At 64.4% G+C, this 18,673-nt stretch carries 16 protein-coding genes; 11 read left to right on the top strand and 5 right to left on the bottom strand.

Going from position 1 to position 18,673, the window contains the following annotated elements:
- Positions 1–41: 41 nt before the first annotated feature.
- The gene (locus N8H22_RS02095) at positions 42–1,844 is read right to left on the bottom strand and encodes an acyl-CoA dehydrogenase (protein WP_264588968.1); all 1,803 of its coding nucleotides are present in this window, start codon (positions 1,842–1,844) and stop codon (positions 42–44) included.
- Positions 1,845–1,982: 138 nt separating this feature from the next.
- On the opposite strand from N8H22_RS02095, the gene fni reads away from it, so the two are divergent.
- A complete protein-coding gene (fni, locus tag N8H22_RS02090) occupies positions 1,983–3,023 on the top strand; it encodes a type 2 isopentenyl-diphosphate Delta-isomerase (protein WP_264588967.1) in 1,041 nt (346 codons plus the stop codon).
- Between the two features lies 1 nt (position 3,024).
- Here the strand turns inward: fni and N8H22_RS02085 are convergent, their stop codons facing one another.
- Positions 3,025–4,068, bottom strand: coding sequence for a nitronate monooxygenase (locus N8H22_RS02085; protein WP_264588966.1), 1,044 nt, complete (start codon positions 4,066–4,068; stop codon positions 3,025–3,027).
- 142 nt (positions 4,069–4,210) lie between these two features.
- Here N8H22_RS02085 and N8H22_RS02080 point away from each other — a divergent pair, with 142 nt between their 5' ends.
- On the top strand, positions 4,211–5,050 hold the full coding sequence (locus tag N8H22_RS02080) for a 23S rRNA (adenine(2030)-N(6))-methyltransferase RlmJ (protein ID WP_264588965.1): 840 nt from the start codon (positions 4,211–4,213) through the stop codon (positions 5,048–5,050).
- 179 nt (positions 5,051–5,229) lie between these two features.
- Here N8H22_RS02080 and N8H22_RS02075 read toward each other — a convergent pair whose 3' ends face one another.
- Both N8H22_RS02075 and N8H22_RS02070 read right to left on the bottom strand, forming a co-directional pair.
- Positions 5,230–6,204 carry a serine/threonine protein kinase gene (locus tag N8H22_RS02075; protein WP_264588964.1) on the bottom strand — a complete coding sequence of 325 codons (975 nt, stop codon included), beginning with the start codon at positions 6,202–6,204 and terminating at the stop codon, positions 5,230–5,232.
- Positions 6,205–6,330: 126 nt separating this feature from the next.
- A complete protein-coding gene (locus N8H22_RS02070; protein ID WP_264588963.1) occupies positions 6,331–7,035 on the bottom strand; it encodes a ComF family protein in 705 nt (234 codons plus the stop codon).
- A 93-nt stretch (positions 7,036–7,128) separates the two neighbouring features.
- Between N8H22_RS02070 and bioB the strand changes: the two genes are divergently transcribed.
- The 9 genes from bioB to N8H22_RS02025 all read left to right on the top strand — a co-directional run bounded on the left by bioB (position 7,129) and on the right by N8H22_RS02025 (position 17,548).
- Entirely contained in the window at positions 7,129–8,184 is a 1,056-nt protein-coding gene (gene bioB, locus N8H22_RS02065; RefSeq protein ID WP_264588962.1) for a biotin synthase BioB, read from the top strand.
- A 102-nt stretch (positions 8,185–8,286) separates the two neighbouring features.
- Positions 8,287–9,465, top strand: a complete 1,179-nt coding sequence (bioF, locus tag N8H22_RS02060; RefSeq protein WP_264588961.1) for an 8-amino-7-oxononanoate synthase — start codon at positions 8,287–8,289, stop codon at positions 9,463–9,465.
- Positions 9,458–10,183 (top strand): alpha/beta fold hydrolase, encoded by a 726-nt coding sequence (locus N8H22_RS02055; protein WP_264588960.1) that lies wholly within the window; start codon positions 9,458–9,460, stop codon positions 10,181–10,183. Before bioF ends, N8H22_RS02055 begins: the two co-directional genes overlap by 8 nt.
- Positions 10,176–10,991, top strand: coding sequence for a malonyl-ACP O-methyltransferase BioC (bioC, locus tag N8H22_RS02050; protein ID WP_264588959.1), 816 nt, complete (start codon positions 10,176–10,178; stop codon positions 10,989–10,991). The genes N8H22_RS02055 and bioC overlap by 8 nt, the downstream gene beginning before the upstream one ends.
- Position 10,992: 1 nt before the next feature.
- Complete coding sequence (bioD, locus tag N8H22_RS02045; RefSeq protein WP_264588958.1) at positions 10,993–11,700, top strand: dethiobiotin synthase; 708 nt, start codon at positions 10,993–10,995, stop codon at positions 11,698–11,700.
- 64 nt (positions 11,701–11,764) lie between these two features.
- On the top strand, positions 11,765–12,013 hold the full coding sequence (locus N8H22_RS02040; protein ID WP_264588957.1) for a hypothetical protein: 249 nt from the start codon (positions 11,765–11,767) through the stop codon (positions 12,011–12,013).
- Between the two features lie 374 nt (positions 12,014–12,387).
- Entirely contained in the window at positions 12,388–14,193 is a 1,806-nt protein-coding gene (locus N8H22_RS02035) for a phenylacyl-CoA dehydrogenase (RefSeq protein ID WP_264588956.1), read from the top strand.
- A gap of 152 nt (positions 14,194–14,345) precedes the next feature.
- Positions 14,346–15,635 (top strand): GGDEF domain-containing protein, encoded by a 1,290-nt coding sequence (locus N8H22_RS02030; RefSeq protein ID WP_264588955.1) that lies wholly within the window; start codon positions 14,346–14,348, stop codon positions 15,633–15,635.
- 140 nt (positions 15,636–15,775) lie between these two features.
- Positions 15,776–17,548: an acyl-CoA dehydrogenase C-terminal domain-containing protein gene (locus tag N8H22_RS02025; protein ID WP_264588954.1), complete on the top strand. Its 1,773-nt coding sequence runs from the start codon at positions 15,776–15,778 to the stop codon at positions 17,546–17,548.
- 431 nt (positions 17,549–17,979) lie between these two features.
- Here the strand turns inward: N8H22_RS02025 and msrA are convergent, their stop codons facing one another.
- A complete protein-coding gene (gene msrA, locus N8H22_RS02020; protein WP_264588953.1) occupies positions 17,980–18,627 on the bottom strand; it encodes a peptide-methionine (S)-S-oxide reductase MsrA in 648 nt (215 codons plus the stop codon).
- Positions 18,628–18,673: the final 46 nt, after the last annotated feature.

The following is an 18,673-nucleotide window of genomic DNA, read 5'->3' as shown; positions in this document are numbered from 1 at the left end:
CCCGCGGAAGCGGGGCGCTGTAACAGCATGTGCGGATCGCTCTAGAACCAGGCGTCCTGCATGGCCAGGCAGGTATCGTCACGCGCTTCGAGGATGGCCAGTTCAGCCGCGCAGGCTGGTATCTCCCAGGTCAGGAAGTAGCGCGCGGCCTGCAGTTTGCCGCGGTAGAAATCGGCATCCGCCGGATTGCCTTCGGCCAGTCCGCGCTCGGCGCGCAGTGCCTGTTCCAGCCAGCGCCAGCCGATCACCGCATGGCCGAACACCTTCAGATACAGCGCCGAGTTGGCCAGCGTCTGGTTGACCTTGCCGGCCATCAGGTCGCCGAGCAGCGCCTGGGTCACGCGGGTGAGCTGGGCGATATGCTGTTCCAGCGGCTGGCGTAGTGCGGTCAGTGAGTCGTATTCGGCAGCGCGTTCGCAGCTGGCCTGGATCAGTTCGAGCAACTGGCGCAGGCCGGCGCCCTTGTTCTGCAGCAGCTTGCGCCCGAGCAGGTCCAGCGACTGGATGCCGTGGGTGCCTTCGTGGATCGGGTTGAGGCGGTTGTCGCGGTAGTACTGCTCCACGGGGTATTCGCGGGTGTAGCCATGACCACCGAGGATCTGGATGGCCAGTTCGTTGGCCTTCAGACAGAACTCCGACGGCCAGGATTTGACGATGGGGGTGAGCAGGTCGAGCAGCTCGCCGGCGTTGCGCCGCTCCTCGTCGCTCTCCGCGGTGTGTTCGTCGTCCACCAGTCGTGCCGAGTACAGGCCCAGATCGAAGGCGCCTTCGACGTAGGCCTTCTGCATCAGCAGCATGCGCTTGACGTCGGTGTGCTCGATGATCGGCACTTGGGTCGAAGCCGGGTCCTTGCCGTCGGGCAGGCGGCCCTGCGGGCGCTCGCGGGCGTAGTTCAGAGAATAGAGGTAGCCGGCGTAGCCGAGCATGATCGCGCCCATGCCGACGCCGATGCGCGCCTCGTTCATCATCTGGAACATGTAGGCCAGGCCCTTGTGTGGCTCGCCTACCAGATAGCCGACGCAGTTGCCGTTGTCGCCGAAGTTCAGTGCGGTGCTGGTGGTGCCACGCCAGCCCATCTTGTGGAACAGACCGGCGAGCAGCACGTCGTTGCGCTGACCGAGGCTGCCATCGTCGTTGACCAGGAACTTCGGCACGATGAACAGGCTGATGCCCTTCACCCCGGGCGGCGCGTCCGGCAGCTTGGCCAGCACCATGTGCACGATGTTTTCCGACAGCGGGTGGTCGCCTCCGGAGATGAAGATCTTGTTGCCCTTGAGCCGATAGCTGCCGTCGCCGGCGGGTTCGGCGCGGGTGCGGATGTCCGATAGCGAGGAGCCGGCGTGCGGCTCGGTGAGCGCCATGGTGCCGAAGAAGCGACCCTCCAGCATCGGCTGCAGAAAGCGCTGCTTCTGCTCCTCGGAGCCGAAGGTCTCGATCAGGTGCGAGGCGCCCATGCTCAGCATCGGATAGGAGCTGGTGGCGATGTTGGCCGACTGGAAATGCGCAAAGCAGGCCCGCGAGAGCAGGTTCGGCAGCTGCATGCCGCCGTCGTCGAAACTGCGCTGGGCGTTGTGAAAGCCCGCCTCGATGAAGGCGTCCACTGCCGGTTTGACCTCGGGAATCAGCACCGCTTCGCCGTTGACGTACTGCGGCTCGTGCTCGTCGGACTTGCGGTTGTGCGGTGCGAAGTACTTCTCGGCAATGGTGCGCGCGGTGCCGATGGCGGCGTCGAAGGTTTCACGGCTGTGATCGGCGAAGTGCTCGCGGCGGGTCAGGGCCTCGGCATCCAGCACTTCGTAGAGTTCGAATGCCAGGTTACGCGGGCAGAGCAGGGTCTCGGTCATGGTCAGCCTCCGTTTGTATGGACCCGAGTCTAAGGAGCGCGTAACGGCACTGCCTAGCTCCATACATTCGGGTGATAGCTGCATAAAACCGCAGGTCTTCTGGCATCCTTCCGGCAGGCGCAGTAGAGGGGCACCGGCATGAGTGACAGTGAGCTGACGACACGCAAGAACGATCATCTGGACATCGTGCTGGACCCGGCGCGCGGGCGGCGTTCACTGAACAGCGGCTTCGCGGCCTGGCGTTTCGAGCACTGTGCCTTGCCTGAGCTGGACCTGGATGCGGTGGATCTGTCGGCCAGCCTGTTCGGCAAAGCGCTGGCCGCGCCATTGCTGATCAGTTCGATGACCGGTGGTGCGCGGCGCGCGACGACGATCAACCGGCACCTGGCCGAAGCCGCCCAGGAGTTGCGTATCGCTCTGGCCGTGGGGTCGCAGCGCGTGGCGCTGGAGTCGGGCGCGGCCAGTCACGGCCTGACCGGCGAACTGCGCCGCCTCGCGCCGGACGTGCCGCTGCTGGGCAACATCGGCGCGGCGCAGCTGGTGCGCGGCTACGGCATAGACGAAGCGCGCCGCGCGGTGGCGATGATCGACGCCGATGCGCTGATCATTCACCTCAATCCGTTGCAGGAGGCCGTGCAGCCGGGCGGCGACCGTGACTGGCGCGGCGTGCTCCAGGCCATCGAGCAGCTGGCGCGCACGCTGGAGGTGCCGCTGGTGGTCAAGGAGGTTGGCGCCGGGCTTTCGGCCAGCGTAGCGCGCCGACTGCTGGATGCCGGGGTCAGCGTGCTGGATATCGCCGGCGCCGGCGGCACCAGCTGGGCCGCGGTGGAGGCGGCGCGGGCGGTCAATGCCCAGCAGCGTGCGGTGGCCGAAGCGTTCGTCGGCTGGGGCATTCCCACGGCCGAGGCGATCCGGGCAGTGCGCCGCGCCTGCCCGCAAGCCACGGTGATCGGCTCCGGCGGTATTCGCGACGGCATCGATGCGGCCAAGGCCATCGCCCTCGGTGCCGACCTGGTCGGGCAGGCAGCGGCGGTACTGGAGAGTGCGCTGCTGTCGCCGGAAGCGGTGGTCACGCACTTCCGGGTGCTGATCGAGCAACTGCGCATCGCCTGTTTCTGCACCGGCTCGGCGAATCTCGCCGCGCTGGCGCAGGTGCCGCTGGTGCGCGTGGCGAGTTGATTCAGCGGCGCCAGCCGGCCGCCAGTTCGCGGGTCAGTTCGGCGGCCGGGACTTCCCGGCAGCCACTGATGTTCTGCCCGGCCCACAGCGGCGTGCAATGATCCAGGTCGAGCCCTTCGGTCTTCGCGCGCAGCGCACTGATAGCGTTGCCGGCCAGCGGGAAGTCCGGCACGCCTACGGGCAGCGGGCCGAGTTCGCGCATGATCCGGTTGACGATGCCGCGTGCCGGGCGGCCGGTGAACACGGTGGTCAGCGCGGTATGCCGGGCGCGCGTGCTCTTCAGTGCGGCGCGGTGCAACGCGTTGGTGCGGCTCTCCGGGCATAGCAGGTAAGCGGTACCGAGTTGCACGCCAGCGGCACCCAGTGCCTGCGCAGCCGCTACCCCGCGCGCGTCGGCGATGCCGCCGGCGGCGATCACCGGAACGTCCAGCGCGGCGACCAGTTGTGGCAGCAGGGCGAAGGTGCCGAGTTGGCTGGTCAGATCCTCGCTGAGAAAAATGCCGCGGTGGCCGCCGGCCTCCAGGCCCTGAGCGATCACTGCATCGACGCCGTGCTGTTGCAGCCAGAGGCCTTCTTCGATGGTGGTGGCGCTGGAAGCAATCTTCGCCCCGGTGGCGCGGACGCGCTGCAGCAGTTCCGGTGTCGGCAGGCCGAAATGGAAGCTGACCATTGCCGGCCGATGCCGCTCCAGTACCTCGGCCATCGTCGCATCGAACGGCTGGCGGGTGGCATCGCTGGGGATCTGGCTCGGGTCGACGCCGAACTCGGCGAAATAGGGCGCCAGCAGGCTGTGCCAGGCTTCGATGCGAGCCTGATCGTGGGCCGGGGTCTGGTGGCAGAAGAAATTGACATTGTAGGGCCGGTCGGTCAGCGCTTCGATGGCGCTCAGCTCGGCCTCCAGTGCCGCGGCATTGAGCATGCCGGCAGGGATCGAGCCCAGGCCCCCAGCTTGGCACACCGCTGCGGCGAGCAGATGGTTCTGCGCGCCGGCCATGGGCGCCTGGATGATGGGGTGCTCTATGCCGAGTAGATCGCGCAGGTCCATGGTCAGCTCCGTTCTGTCGTTGGTTGAAGGTAAATGTCAACTGTAGTCGCCGCACCCATACAGGAAAACGTCATCGGTCATGAAGCGCCTGCGCAGCAGTGGGCGGCGCAGGTAAACTGCGCGGCTCTCGAGGAGCCATCAGATGAACTACCGCCACGCCTTCCATGCCGGCAACCATGCCGACGTGTTCAAACACCTGGTCCTGAGCCGGATCTTCGCCCTGCTGGCACGCAAGGAGGCGCCGTTCGCCTACCTCGACAGCCACGCCGGGGTTGGTCTCTACGATCTGGCGGGGGATCAGGCCAGTCGTACCGGTGAGTGGCTGCAGGGCATCGCCCGCATCTGGCAGGCCGAGACGCACCCGGCGCTGCTCGATGACTACCTCGGGGTGATCCGCGAGCTCAATCCCGACGCCGCGTTGCGCTATTACCCCGGCTCGCCGGAGCTTGCGCGGCAGTTGACCCGCGAGCAGGACCGCCTGCAGCTCAACGAGAAACATCCCGAGGATGGCGCGCTGCTCAAGGACAACATGGCCGGCGACCGCCGTGTGGCCGTGCACCTCGGTGAAGGCTGGCTGGTGCCGCGCGCGCTGATGCCGACCCGGGAAAAACGCGTGGTGCTGCTGATCGACCCGCCCTTCGAGCAGGCTGACGAGCTGAGCCGTTGCGTGACAGCGCTGAAGGAAGCGCTGGGTCGCATGCGCCAGACCATCGGCGTGATCTGGTATCCGATCAAGGACGAACGTCAGCTCAAGCGCTTCTATCAGGACCTCGCCCGCAGCGGCGCGCCGAAGCTGCTGCGCGCCGAACTGTTCGTCCATCCGGCCGATGACGCCAGTCGCCTGAGCGGCTCGGGCCTGGCCATTGCCAACCCGCCGTGGGGGCTGGAGGACGAACTGCGTGAGCTGTTGCCGTGGCTGGCGGAGCAGCTGGCGCAGAGCCAGGGTGGCTGGCGTCTGGACTGGCTGATCGAAGAGGCCTGAGCCGCGGAGATCGCAAGGCGGTGGATTGCGTCCCGTGGATCGCCACCCGGTGGATCGTCACTCGGTGGATCGCCACCCGGTGGATTGGTACAGCGCGATCCACCCTACGCCGCTTGATCAACCGTAGGGTGGATGCCGCTTTTCACATCCACCGCCCGGGGCCGCAGTCGCGTCATGCCTCAGAACAGCCTGAGCGGCTCTTCCTGTAGCGCCGACAGCTGCTCGCGCAGGATCAGGATCTGGTCACCCCAGTAACGTTCGCTGCCGAACCAGGGAAAGCTCATGGGGAAGGCCGGGTCGTCCCAGCGCCGCGCCAGCCAGGCGCTGTAGTGCATCAACCGCAGCGCGCGCAGGGCCTCGATCAGCGGCAGTTCGCGGGGGGCGAAATCGTGGAATTCGTTGTAGCCGTCCACCAGCTCGGCCAACTGGCCCAGTCGCTCGTGGCGTTCGCCGGCGAGCATCATCCACAGGTCCTGCACCGACGGGCCCATGCGGCAATCGTCGAGATCGACGAGATAGAAGGCATCGTCGCGGGCGAGGATGTTGCCCGGATGACAATCACCGTGCAGGCGGATCGGGGTGAAGTTCGTGCTGGCGAAAACATCCTCGACCCGCTTGAGCAGGTCGCGAGCGACCGACTCGTAGGCCGGCAGCAGGCTGCGGGGTACGAAGCCGCCTTCCAGCACAGTACTCAGCGAGTCGTGGCCGAAGTTCTGTACGCCCAGGGTTTCCCGGTGTACGAAAGGCTGGCTGGCCCCCACCGCGTGCATGCGCCCGAGCAGCTGGCCGAGACGATAGAGCTGGTCGAGGTTGCCCGGTTCGGGTGCGCGGCCGCCGCGGCGAGGGAAGAGGGCGAAGCGAAAGCCGGCGTGCTCGAACAGCGTCGTGCCGTTGCGCTCGAGCGGCGCCACCACCGGCACCTCATGTTCGGCCAGTTCCAGGCTGAACTGGTGTTCCTCGAGAATCGCCGCGTCGCCCCAGCGGCCAGGGCGATAGAACTTGGCGATCAGCGGCGTTTCGCCTTCGATGCCCACCTGATAGACGCGGTTCTCGTAACTGTTGAGCGCCAGCACGCGGGCATCGCTGAGATAACCGATGCTTTCCACGGCGTCGAGGACCAGGTCCGGCGTGAGTGTATCGAAGGGATGAGACATGACCGGCTCCGCAGGATAGACCGTTCAGTGTATTGCACCCGGGCTTTTAAACAACCGCGCGTCCGCCGCGATCAGTTCGTAGGGTGGAAATCTCGCGCAGCGGATTTCCACCGCGTGTCGAGCCGCTCAGTCGCCCGGCTTCGGCGTGCGCGCCAGGCAATAGACGTCCACCCGTGCCGCCCCCGCACGCTTGAGCAGTCGCGCCAGCGCCTCGGCGGTCGCGCCAGTGGTCAGTACGTCGTCGATCAACGCCAGATGGCGGCCTTCGAGCGTGGCTGAGGCCGAAACGGTAAACGCCTGGCGCAGGTTGCGCCGGCGTGTGGCGGCGTCCAGTTGCTGTTGCGGGGGCGTATCGACGATCCGCTCCAGCACGCGCTCATCGACCGGAATCGCCAGTGCGCGCCCCAGCCATTGCGCCAGCATCTGCGCCTGGTTGAAGCCGCGCTGGCGCAAGCGGCGGCGCGCCAGCGGCACCGGCAGCAGCAGTTCCGGCCGCGGCAGGCCGTCGCTGAAGGCGTGCTGCAGATGGTGGGCCAGGCGCTCGCCGAGCAGGCGGCCGTAGGGCCAGCGTGCCTGATGCTTGAAGCGGGTGATCAATGCATCCACGGGGAAGGCGAAGCGCCAGGGCGCCTCGACGTGATCGTAGCTGGGCCGCTTTTGCAGACACTCGCCGCAGGTCAGGCCGTGCGTCGGCAGGGGGACGGCGCAGACTGCGCAATGGCCGTCGAGCCAGGGCAGTTCTGCCTCGCATGGGCTGCACAGCGGCTGGCCTTCACAGGGTTCGTCGCACAGCAGGCAATATTGTTCATTATTTAACCAGTTGTTAACCATGATTCCGTTCCTGGTTGACAGCGTATCGGGCTTGGCTAACCATTCCGCATCCGTGCCAGGCCGCCCAGCCGCTATTAATTACAAGGAATGCCCATGAGCGCCACCGCCGCTTCCGTTACGCGTCACGATTGGACCCTCGCCGAGGTCAAGGCGCTCTTCGAGCAACCCTTCAACGACCTGCTGTTCCAGGCGCAGACCGTGCATCGCCAGCACTTCGACGCCAACCGCGTGCAGGTGTCCACGCTGCTGTCGATCAAGACCGGCGCCTGCCCGGAAGACTGCAAGTACTGCCCACAGTCCGGCCACTACAACACCGGTCTCGATAAAGAGAAGCTGATGGAGGTGCAGAAAGTGCTGGAGGCGGCGGCCGAAGCCAAGGCCATCGGCTCGACGCGCTTCTGCATGGGCGCGGCCTGGAAGCATCCGTCCGCCAAGGACATGCCCTACGTGCTGAAGATGGTCGAAGGCGTGAAGGCCATGGGCCTGGAAACCTGCATGACCCTCGGCAAGCTCGATCAGGAGCAGACCCGCGCGCTGGCGGCGGCGGGCCTGGACTACTACAACCACAACCTGGATACCTCGCCGGAGTACTACGGCAACATCATCACCACGCGCACCTACGGCGAGCGTCTGGAGACGCTGAGCTACGTACGCGAAGCGGGGATGAAGATCTGTTCCGGCGGCATTCTTGGCATGGGCGAGTCGCTGGACGACCGCGCCGGTCTGCTGATCCAGCTGGCCAACCTGCCCGAGCACCCGGAGTCGGTGCCAATCAACATGCTGGTCAAGGTCAAGGGCACGCCGCTGGCCGAAGAGCAGGACGTCGATCCGTTCGACTTCATCCGCATGCTCGCCGTGGCGCGCATCATGATGCCGAAGTCCCATGTGCGCCTGTCCGCCGGCCGCGAGCAGATGAACGAGCAGATGCAGGCGCTGGCCTTCTTCGCCGGTGCCAATTCGATCTTCTACGGCGAGAAGCTGCTGACCACCGCCAACCCGCAGGCGGACAAGGACATGCAGCTGTTCGCGCGCCTGGGCATCAAGCCGGAAGAGCGCCACGAGCATGCCGACGAGGTGCACCAGGCCGCCATCGAACAGGCGCTGATCGAGCAGCGTGATTCCAAGCTGTTCTACAACGCTGCTGTTTGATGTGCGGTGCGGTGGATGAGCCGAGCCTCATTCACCGCGAAGCCGACTTATTCGTAGGGTGGATGGCCCGCTTGCGGCCATCCACCGTTACCGGTTCTGCCCATGACCTTCGATCTCGCCTCCCGCCTCGCCGAGCGCCGCGCCGCGCACCTCTATCGCCAACGCGCATTGCTGCAGACCCCGCAGCAGCCTGAAGTGGTCGTCGATGGCGAGCGGCTGCTGGCGTTCTGTTCCAATGACTACCTGGGCCTGGCCAACCACCCCGAGGTGATCGCCGCCATGCAACAGGGTGCCGCGAAATGGGGTGTCGGCGGCGGCGCTTCGCATCTGGTGATTGGCCACAGCACGCCGCATCACGAGCTCGAAGAAGCCCTTGCCGAGTTCACTGGGCGGCCGCGGGCGCTGCTGTTTTCCACCGGCTACATGGCCAATCTGGCCGCGGTCACCGCGCTGGTCGGACAGGGCGACTCGGTGCTGGAAGATCGCCTCAATCACGCCTCGTTGCTCGATGCCGGCCTGCTCAGCGGCGCGCGTTTCTCGCGCTATCTGCATAACGACGCGACCAGCCTCGCCAAACGCCTGGAAAAGGCCAGCGGTAACACCCTGGTGGTCACCGACGGCGTGTTCAGTATGGATGGCGATCTCGCCGACCTGCCGGCGCTCTGCGCCGAGGCGAAGCGACATGGCGCCTGGATGATGGTCGACGACGCCCACGGCTTCGGCCCGCTTGGGGCGACCGGCGGCGGCATCGTCGAGCATTTCGGTCTGGGCATCGACGATGTGCAGGTACTGGTCGGCACGCTGGGCAAGGCCTTCGGCACGGCGGGCGCCTTTGTCGCCGGTAGCGAGGCGTTGATCGAGGCGCTGATCCAGTTCGCCCGTCCCTACATCTACACCACCAGCCAGCCGCCTGCGGTGGCCTGTGCCACACTCAAAAGCATGGAGCTGCTGCGTAGCGAGGGCTGGCGCCGTGAGCATCTGCAGCGTTTGGTGGCGCGTTTCCGCGAGGGGGCCGCGCAGATCGGCCTGATGCTGATGGATAGCCCGACGCCGATCCAGCCGGTGCTGGTCGGCAGCAGCGAACGGGCGCTGAGGTTGTCGGCACTGCTGCGCGAGCGCGGCATTCTGGTCGGCGCCATTCGCCCACCGACCGTGCCGGCCGGCAGCGCACGGCTGCGGATCACCTTCACCGCAGCCCACAGTGATGCGCAGCTGGAGCGCCTGCTGGAGGCGCTGGCCGAATGCTGGGCACTGTTGCCCGAGGAGTGCGACGATGCGTGATCGACTGATTCTGCTTCCGGGCTGGGCATTCGGCCCGGCTGCTCTCGAACCGCTGGCCGAAGTACTGCGCGAGCGTGAACCACGCCTGCAGGTCGACATCGCCCTCTTGCCGGCGCTGGAGCAGCCCGACGAATGGCTCGACGAACTGGATGCGCGTTTGCCTGCCGACAGCTGGCTGGTTGGCTGGTCGCTGGGCGGCATGCTGGCCACGCAGCTGGCGGCGCGGCGCGGCGATCGCTGCCCAGGCCTGATCACGCTCTGCAGCAACCCCTGTTTCCGCAGCCGCAAGGACTGGCCCGCAGCGATGCCAGCAGATGTTTTCGATGCCTTCGAAGAGGCGTTTCGTCTGGGACCGGATGACACCCTCAAGCGCTTCGGCCTGCTCTGCAGCCGCGGTGCCGTCGACCCGCGCACGCTGGCCAGACAGCTGCAGGTCAGCCTGGTCGATCAGCACCAGGGCGTGCACGCCGCCGGCTTGAGGCTGCTGGCCGAGCTGGACGGTCGCGAGGCGCTGCAGCGCTATGTCGGCCCGCAGCTGCACCTGTTCGCCGGTAGCGATGCGTTAGTGCCGGCAGCTGCGGCGGAGGCCTTGCTCGCCTGGTTGCCCGATGTGGAAGTCGACGTACTGGCCAATGCCAGTCATGGCCTGCCACTGGAGCGTGCCGAAGATGTGGCGACGGCGATGCTGGCCTTCATGGGTGAGGGCGAGGATGACTGACGCGGCACTCGATGAACGCCCGGTGAGTCTGTTACCTGACAAGCGTAAGGTTGCGGCGTCCTTTTCCCGTGCTGCGACCAGCTACGACAGCGTGGCCGCCCTGCAACGGCAGGTTGGCAAGCAACTGCTGGCTCTGCTACCGAGCGACCATCGGCCCTCTTGCTGGCTCGATCTGGGCAGTGGTACCGGCTATTTCTCCCGTGCGCTGGACGCCACTTTTCCCCAGGCCGAAGGCATGGCGCTGGATATCGCCGAAGGCATGTTGCGTCATGCGCGGCCGCGGGGCGGTGCGAGGTACTTCGTCGCCGGGGACGCCGAGCGGCTGCCGCTGCGCGACGACAGTTTGGATCTGATCTTTTCCAGCCTGGCGCTGCAGTGGTGCGAGGACTTCGCCGCTGTGTTGGGTGAAGTGCGCCGGGTCTTGCGGCCGGGCGGAACATTTGCTTTCAGCAGCTTGTGCAGTGGCACGTTGCAGGAACTACGCGACAGCTGGCAGGCGGTCGATGGCTTTGCCCATGTCAATCGGTTCCGTTCGGTGACGGTCTACCAGACATTCTGTCGCGATAGCGGCCTGCGCCTGGATAGCCTGAACGTGCGCCCCGAAGTGCTGCATTTCCCCGATCTGCGCCAGCTCACGCACGAGCTCAAGGCGCTCGGCGCACACAACCTCAATCCCGGCCGTCCCGGTGGGTTGACCGGGCGCGCGCGGATTCGCGCGCTGGTCGAAGCCTACGAGCATCTGCGTCAGCCAGAAGGGCTGCCCGCCACCTATCAGGTTGTCTACGGGATTCTGCGCAAGGTGCCATGAAATGACCCGAGCCTTCTTCGTTGCCGGCACGGATACCGACGTGGGTAAAACCACCATCGCCGCCGGCCTGCTGCACGCGGCACGCCATGCCGGGTTGTCCACTGCCGCGGTGAAACCGGTGGCCTCCGGCTGCGAGCTAACGCGGGAGGGTCTGCGCAACAGCGATGCGTTGGCCCTATCTGCCGAGTGCAGCCCGGCGCTGGACTATGCGACGGTCAACCCGTTCGCCTTCGCCCCGGCGATCGCCCCGCATATTGCGGCTCGCGAAGCCGGCGTCGAGCTGAATGTCGAGCGCCTGGTTCAGGCGATACGGCCGGTGCTTGCCGGGCAGGCGGATTTCATTCTGGTCGAAGGCGCGGGTGGCTGGCGCGTCCCGCTCAATGCGCGGGAAAGCCTCTCGGTCGTTCCCCAGGCGCTGGGTTTGCCAGTGATCCTGGTGGTAGGTGTGCGGCTAGGTTGCATCAACCATGCCGTACTCAGTGCCGAAGCGATTGCTCGCGATGGGCTGGCGTTGGCCGGCTGGGTGGCCAATATCGTCGACCCTGCCACCTCGCGGCTGGAAGAGAACCTCGCGACGCTGGCCGAGCTGCTGCCGGCGCCATGCCTCGGCCGCGTGCCCCGCCTGGATCAGCCAACCGCGCAGCAGGTCGCACTTCATCTGTCGCTCGCGTCGTTGCAGCTGCCAGTCGGTCGGCATTCCGGTAGCTAGCGCCTTGCCGGCGCAACCGACATCTGCTTGAATGCTGGCAACCTGATAGCGCGCGGAGCGAGCCATGCAGATCACCAACAGCCTCATGGGCGCCGGGCTGAGCGCCTTTCAGAACGGCCAGCAGCGCGTCGAGCAGGCCGCATCGAGCATCGCCTCCACCAGTACGCCCGTGCTGGGTAACTCCCAGGCGGTCGCCGAACTTACCGAAGAGCTGATTCAGCTGAAGGTCGGCGAACACACTGCCAAGCTCGGCGCCCGCATGATCCAGAGCGCCGACGAAGTGCTCGGTACGTTGATCGACACCCAGGCCTGATCAAGCTTCCCGCTTTCTCTTCCTCTGCAGCGCGACATCATCAATTTTTCGCCGGGCGCCAGCTCGGTTGTTTCCGGACTCGTGGCTCGTCTCACCCGCGCTCACCCCGTCGCCCCAAGCGATTGCAACAATCCATTTCCAGCACGCTTGTCCGTCTTGCCTGCCATCGAGGCGGGTGCGACTGTGCCCCATGATCTGGCCGATTCAGCCGATCGACGGTGCCCTTTCCCCTGCTTGACATCATCCGGGTCGAAACGTATGTTTCAAACGCCTGTTTGACCCTTCGGGCGTATCGTCCTCGGGGTCGGAATTGAATTCGAATGGCCGGACTTGCCGGTCAGCTGCAACAAGAACTCACCGCTGAGGTTTACGCTATGCCCGATTACAAGGCCCCCTTGCGCGATATCCGCTTCGTACGTGACGAGCTGCTCGGCTACGAGGCGCACTATCAGAGCCTCCCGGGATGTGAAGACGCCACCCCGGACATGGTCAATGCCATTCTCGATGAGGGCGCGAAGTTCTGTGAGCAGGTGCTGGCACCGCTGAACCGCGTCGGTGACACCGAAGGCTGTACCTGGAGCGAGTCCGGTGTGAAGACGCCGACCGGCTTCAAGGAGGCCTATCAGCAGTTCGTCGAAGGCGGTTGGCCGAGCCTGGCTCATGACGTCGAACACGGCGGCCAGGGCCTGCCGGAGTCGCTCGGCATGGCCATGAGCGAAATGATCGGCGAAGCCAACTGGTCCTGGGGCATGTACCCCGGCCTGTCTCACGGCGCCATGAACACTCTGCACGAGCACGGCACTCCCGAGCAGCAGCAGACTTATCTGACCAAGCTGGTTTCCGGTCAGTGGACCGGCACCATGTGCCTGACCGAGCCGCACTGCGGTACCGATCTGGGCATGCTGCGCACCAAGGCCGAGCCGCAGGCCGACGGCAGCTACAAGGTCACCGGCACCAAGATCTTTATTTCCGCTGGTGAGCACGACATGGCCGAGAACATCGTGCACATCGTGCTGGCCCGCCTGCCCGACGCGCCTGCCGGCACCAAGGGTATCTCGCTGTTCATCGTGCCGAAGTTCCTGCCGAACGCCGAAGGCGAAGCGGGCGAGCGCAATGGTGTGTCCTGCGGCTCCATCGAGCACAAGATGGGCATCCACGGCAACGCCACCTGCGTGATGAACTTCGACGGCGCCATCGGCTTCCTGATCGGCCCGCCGAACAAGGGCCTGAACTGCATGTTCACCTTCATGAATACGGCGCGTCTGGGTACGGCACTGCAGGGCCTGGCTCACGCCGAAATTGGCTTCCAGGGTGGCATCAAGTATGCGCGTGAGCGTCTGCAGATGCGTTCGCTGACCGGCCCGAAGGCGCCGGAAAAAGCCGCTGACCCGATCATCGTGCATCCGGACGTGCGCCGCATGCTGCTGACCATGAAGGCCTTCGCCGAAGGCAACCGTGCCATGCTCTACTTCGCCGCCAAGCAGGTCGACGTGATGCAGCGCAGCCAGGACGAGGAGCAGCGCAAGGCCGCTGACGCCATGCTGGCTTTCCTCACCCCGATCGCCAAGGCGTTCATGACCGAGGTCGGCTTCGAAGCCGCCAACCATGGCGTGCAGATCTATGGCGGCCACGGCTTCATCGCCGAATGGGGCATGGAGCAGAACGTGCGCGACAGCCGTATTTCCTGCCTGTACGAAGGCACCACTGGCATTCAGGCGCTGGACCTTCTGGGCCGCAAGGTGCTGATGACTCAGGGTGAGGCGCTCAAGGGCTTCACCAAGATCGTGCACAAGTTCTGTCAGGCTAACGAAGGCAACGACACCGTGAAGGAGTTCGTTGAGCCGTTGGCCAAGCTGAACAAGGAGTGGGGCGAGCTGACCATGAAGGTTGGCATGGCCGCGATGAAGAACCGCGAGGAAGTCGGCGCCGCATCGGTCGACTACCTGATGTACTCCGGCTACGCCTGCCTTGCCTACTTCTGGGCGGACATGGCGCGCGTCGCTGCCGAGAAGCTGGCGGCCGGCACCGAGGAAGAAGGTTTCTATAAGGCCAAGCTGCAGACCGCGCGCTTCTACTTCGCGCGCATCCTGCCGCGTACCCGTACGCATGTAGAAGCCATGCTGTCCGGCGCCGACAATCTGATGGAGATGGCCGAGGAAGATTTCGCTCTCGGTTACTGATGGGTTTGATGCGTTAAAACGAAGCCGCTGCTCTGCAGCGGCTTTTTACATTGGAAGCGTTTTGCTCACGCTGCCGTTTTGCCGCTTGGTCGACTGTACTCCTCAAGCCTAGAAGGCAAAATGCCAGTTTCTCGGCATCAGCCGGAGTTCCCTTGTCACGCACGTTCTCCCCTCGTTTCAACCACTTCCTTGCACCGCTGGCACTGCTGGTTGGTGGACTGATCGTTGCGCGCCAAGTCACCCTCAACGAGTTTTTCACATCGCTGTACAACGTCCTACCGACGGTGCTGCTGTTACTGGGTGGGGCCTTGTGTGTGGTTTACGGTCGCGTTCGCGAGCTGTTCCTGTTGCTCTGTGTCTATATCGTCTATTTCCTGCTCGACACTCACGCCGACTATTACCGCAGCCACCGTAAGCTGCTGGACGATGCTGCACTGACGTTCCATCTGTGTAGTCTGCTGCTGCCGCTGCTGTACGGCCTATACGGCGTCTGGCGGGAGCGTAGCCATCTGGCACAGGACGGCCTGGCACGCGCTGCCGTGCTATTCGCGGTTTGGGTCGTGGCATTGGCCTTGGCACGGCGATTCCCGGAGGCGCTGCACGCCTGGCTGGTGGAGATTCGCTGGCCGGCGTTGCGGGCCGAGTGGTTGAATCTGATCCAGTTGGCCTACCCCGCGTTTCTCTTGGCGATGGTGTTACTGGTGGTCCAGTACCTCCGCCAGCCCAGGCCCTCCCACGCCGCTCAGCTCGTTGCGCTGTTTGGTATTTTGCTGATGCTGCCGCAAACATTCAGCCGCCCTGGTGCGCTGAACGTGCTGAGCAGCCATGTGCTGCTCATGCTGGTGGTAGCTATCGCCCACGAAGCCTACCTCATGGCGTTTCGTGACGAGCTGACCGGACTGCCCGGACGTCGAGCTCTGAACGAGCGGCTGCAGCGATTGGGGCGTCAGTATGTGCTGGCGATGGCGGATGTGGATCATTTCAAGAGCTTCAACGATACCCACGGCCACGATGTCGGCGATCAGGTGCTCAAGATGGTCGCCAGTCGCCTGCGCAAGGTTGGTGGCGGCGGGCGGGCCTACCGTTACGGCGGTGAGGAGTTCACTCTGGTCTTCCCCGGGCGCAGCATCGATGAATGCTTGCCCCACTTGGACGTCGTGCGTCAGTCAGTCGAGGCGTATGCGTTGCAGTTGCGAGATACCGACAAGCGACCGAAGGATGATCGTCGCGGGCGCCTGGCGCGAGGAAAGTCCTCGGCAAGCCAGGTTTCGGTAACCATCAGCATCGGCGTGGCCGAGCGGCAGGGCGAACAGCGTAGCCCCGAAGAGGTCATCAAGGCGGCTGATCAGGCGCTCTACAGCGCCAAGAAGGCTGGCCGTAACTGCGTGCGCGCGCATGCCAGCGGCCGCGGTGCCGTGCGCATGGCGGAACGGTCGAGCTGAACCGTCCATAAGCAATTGGCGTGACCAATAAGAACTTATTGGTCACAAAAAGACGCTTAATCCTATCTTTGTTATTCAGTTAGACTCGCCGAAACGGCCCATAGTGGCTGCCACTCAGTGTCTTGCGAGGATCCCTTCCCATGGCTGACTACAAAGCGCCGCTGCGCGACATGCGTTTCGTCCTGAATGAAGTCTTCGATGCGCCGAAACTCTGGCAGACCCTGCCGACCCTGGCCGAGGTGGTCGATGCCGACACGGCCGATGCGATTCTTGAGGAGGCGGGCAAGATTACCGCCAACAGCATCGCACCGCTGAATCGCAGCGGCGACGAAGAGGGCTGCCATTGGAACGCCGGGACGGTCACCACGCCCGCTGGTTATCCGGAAGCTTATCGCCTGTACGCTGAGGGCGGCTGGGTTGGCGTCGGTGGTGATCCAGCGTACGGCGGCATGGGCATGCCCAAGGCCATCTCGGCACAGGTTGAGGAGATGATGAACTCGGCCAGTCTGGCTTTCGGTCTGTATCCCATGCTGACCTCCGGTGCCTGCCTGTCGATCTACGCGCATGCCAGCGAGGAGCTGAAGCAGAAGTACCTGCCGAACATGTATGCCGGAGTCTGGGCCGGCTCCATGTGTTTGACCGAGCCGCACGCGGGTACTGATTTGGGCATCATCCGGACCAAGGCTGAGCCGCAGGCCGACGGTTCGTACAAGGTCAGCGGGACCAAGATTTTCATCACTGGTGGCGAGCACGACCTGACCGAAAACATCATCCATCTGGTATTGGCCAAGCTGCCCGATGCACCGGCCGGCTCGCGAGGTATCTCGCTGTTCCTGGTCCCCAAGGTCCTGGTTAACGATGACGGCTCGCTGGGCGAACGCAATTCGCTGTCCTGCGGTTCGATCGAGCACAAGATGGGTATCCAAGCCTCCGCGACCTGTGTGATGAACTTCGACGGCGCCACCGGCTGGATGGTCGGCGAGCCGAACAAGGGCTTGGCTGCGATGTTCACCATGATGAACTACGAGCGTCTGGGGGTCGGCATCCAGGGGTTGGCTACCGGTGAGCGTTCCTATCAGAGCGCCATCGAGTACGCTCGAGAGCGTATCCAGAGCCGTGCACCGACCGGCCCGGTGGCGCAGGACAAAGCGGCCGATCCGATCATCGTGCATCCGGACGTGCGCCGCATGCTGCTGACCATGAAGGCGCTGAACGAAGGCGGCCGTGCGTTCTCAAGTTATGTAGCGTTGCAGCTGGATATCGCTAAGTTCAGCGACGACGCCGAGGCCCGTCAGCGTGCCGAGGCCCAGGTGGCGTTGCTGACCCCTGTGGCCAAGGCGTTCCTCACCGATATGGGACTGGAGGCCACCGTGCACGGCCAGCAGGTCTTCGGCGGCCACGGCTTCATCCGTGAATGGGGCCAGGAGCAGCTGGTGCGTGACTGCCGCATCACCCAGATCTATGAAGGCACCAATGGCATTCAGGCGCTCGACCTGGTCGGGCGCAAGGTGGTGGGCAGTGGCGGCGAGATGTACCGCGCCTTTGCGGACGAGATTCGCGGCTTCATCGCTTCCGCTGGGCCAGAGCTGAGCGAGTTCGTCGAACCGCTGAGAAATGCCCTGGACAACCTGGATGAGCTGACCGCCTGGCTCATTGAGCGAGCCAAGCAGAACCCCAATGAAATCGGCGCTGCATCGGTGGAGTATCTGCATGTGTTCGGCTACACCGCGTATGCCTACATGTGGGCAATGATGGCTCGGGCTGCGCTCGGCAAGGACGAAGCGTTCTATCGCAGCAAGCTCGGTACTGCACGCTTCTTCTTCGCTCGCCTGTTGCCGCGTATTCACTCGCTAACCGCAACGGTGCGCGCAGGGAGCGATTCCTTGTTCCTGTTGGCATCCGAAGAATTCTGAAGGTTGGCTTAATCTGACGGCGTTATGAAATTAAATGGCCATGTGAGCGGAACGTTAATGCCACCACCCCGGTCATAAAAGCACGTCGCTGTAAGCGATTGCCTACGGGCCGAGCCATGGACGGTTCGGATGTAGGAAATTGCTTACAGCGCGTGATGCAAAATGGCTACTACTGTCTCGCTGAGGCGGCCAGTACTCTTCTGCATATGGACGTTGCGTAAGGAAAGCGCGCTCGACAAGACGGACCGGGGAAGGGAATAGCGCCAGGATGGTGCAAGACCACGGATGTCAGGATTTTCAGTCTGCAAAGCCCCGCTTCGGCGGGGTTTTTTCTTTTCCGCTCGGTTGTCTGCGGATTAACTATCGAATGACATGCCTGGTGCTTGCGTCGTCTCGCCAGTGTGGCTTAGTCCCAGCGCGCCATTGCCGCGTCAACTAGGCATACACACGCCGGTTCCACCCAGCCCGCAATAGCCTCCGGGATTCTTCGCCAGATACTGCTGGTGATAGGCCTCGGCATAATAGAACGTCGGCGCCTCGGCGATTTCCGTGGTGATTGCGCCGTACCCGGCCTGGGTGAGCTGTTGTTGAAAAGCCGCCCGACTGGCCAGCGCCAGATCACGTTGCGAGTTGTCCTGCCAGTAGATCGCGGAGCGGTATTGCGTGCCGATATCATTGCCCTGGCGCATGCCCTGCGTGGGGTTGTGCGATTCCCAGAACCGTTTGAGCAGCGTCAGGTAATCGATCTGTTGCGGATCGAAGACAACCAGCACGGCTTCGGTATGGCCGGTCAAGCCGGAGCAGACTTCCTCATAGGTCGGATTAGGTGTGTGCCCACCGGCGTAGCCGACCGCCGTGGTCCACACGCCCGGTTGCTCCCAGAAACGCCGCTCTGCGCCCCAGAAACAGCCTAGGGCAAACAGTGCCTGCTGCAGGCCGGCGGGGAATGGCGGTTGCAGCGGGTGGCCGTTGACATAGTGCTCGGTGGGGACGGGCATCGCGCTGGCGCGTCCCGGCAGAGCCTGTTCGGCGGTGGGTAGCGCGTTCTGGTGCACAAGTATCTGCGAGCGTAGCGGCATGGGATACCTCGGCCGGAGCGGATGTCGGAAGGGTAGGCTACCGGAG

The organism is Stutzerimonas sp. S1, assembly GCF_025966695.1.
Taxonomy (GTDB): Bacteria; Pseudomonadota; Gammaproteobacteria; order Pseudomonadales; family Pseudomonadaceae; genus Stutzerimonas.
Note: the sequence above shows the minus strand (reverse complement) of the source record. Positions and strands in the feature narration are given on the sequence as shown.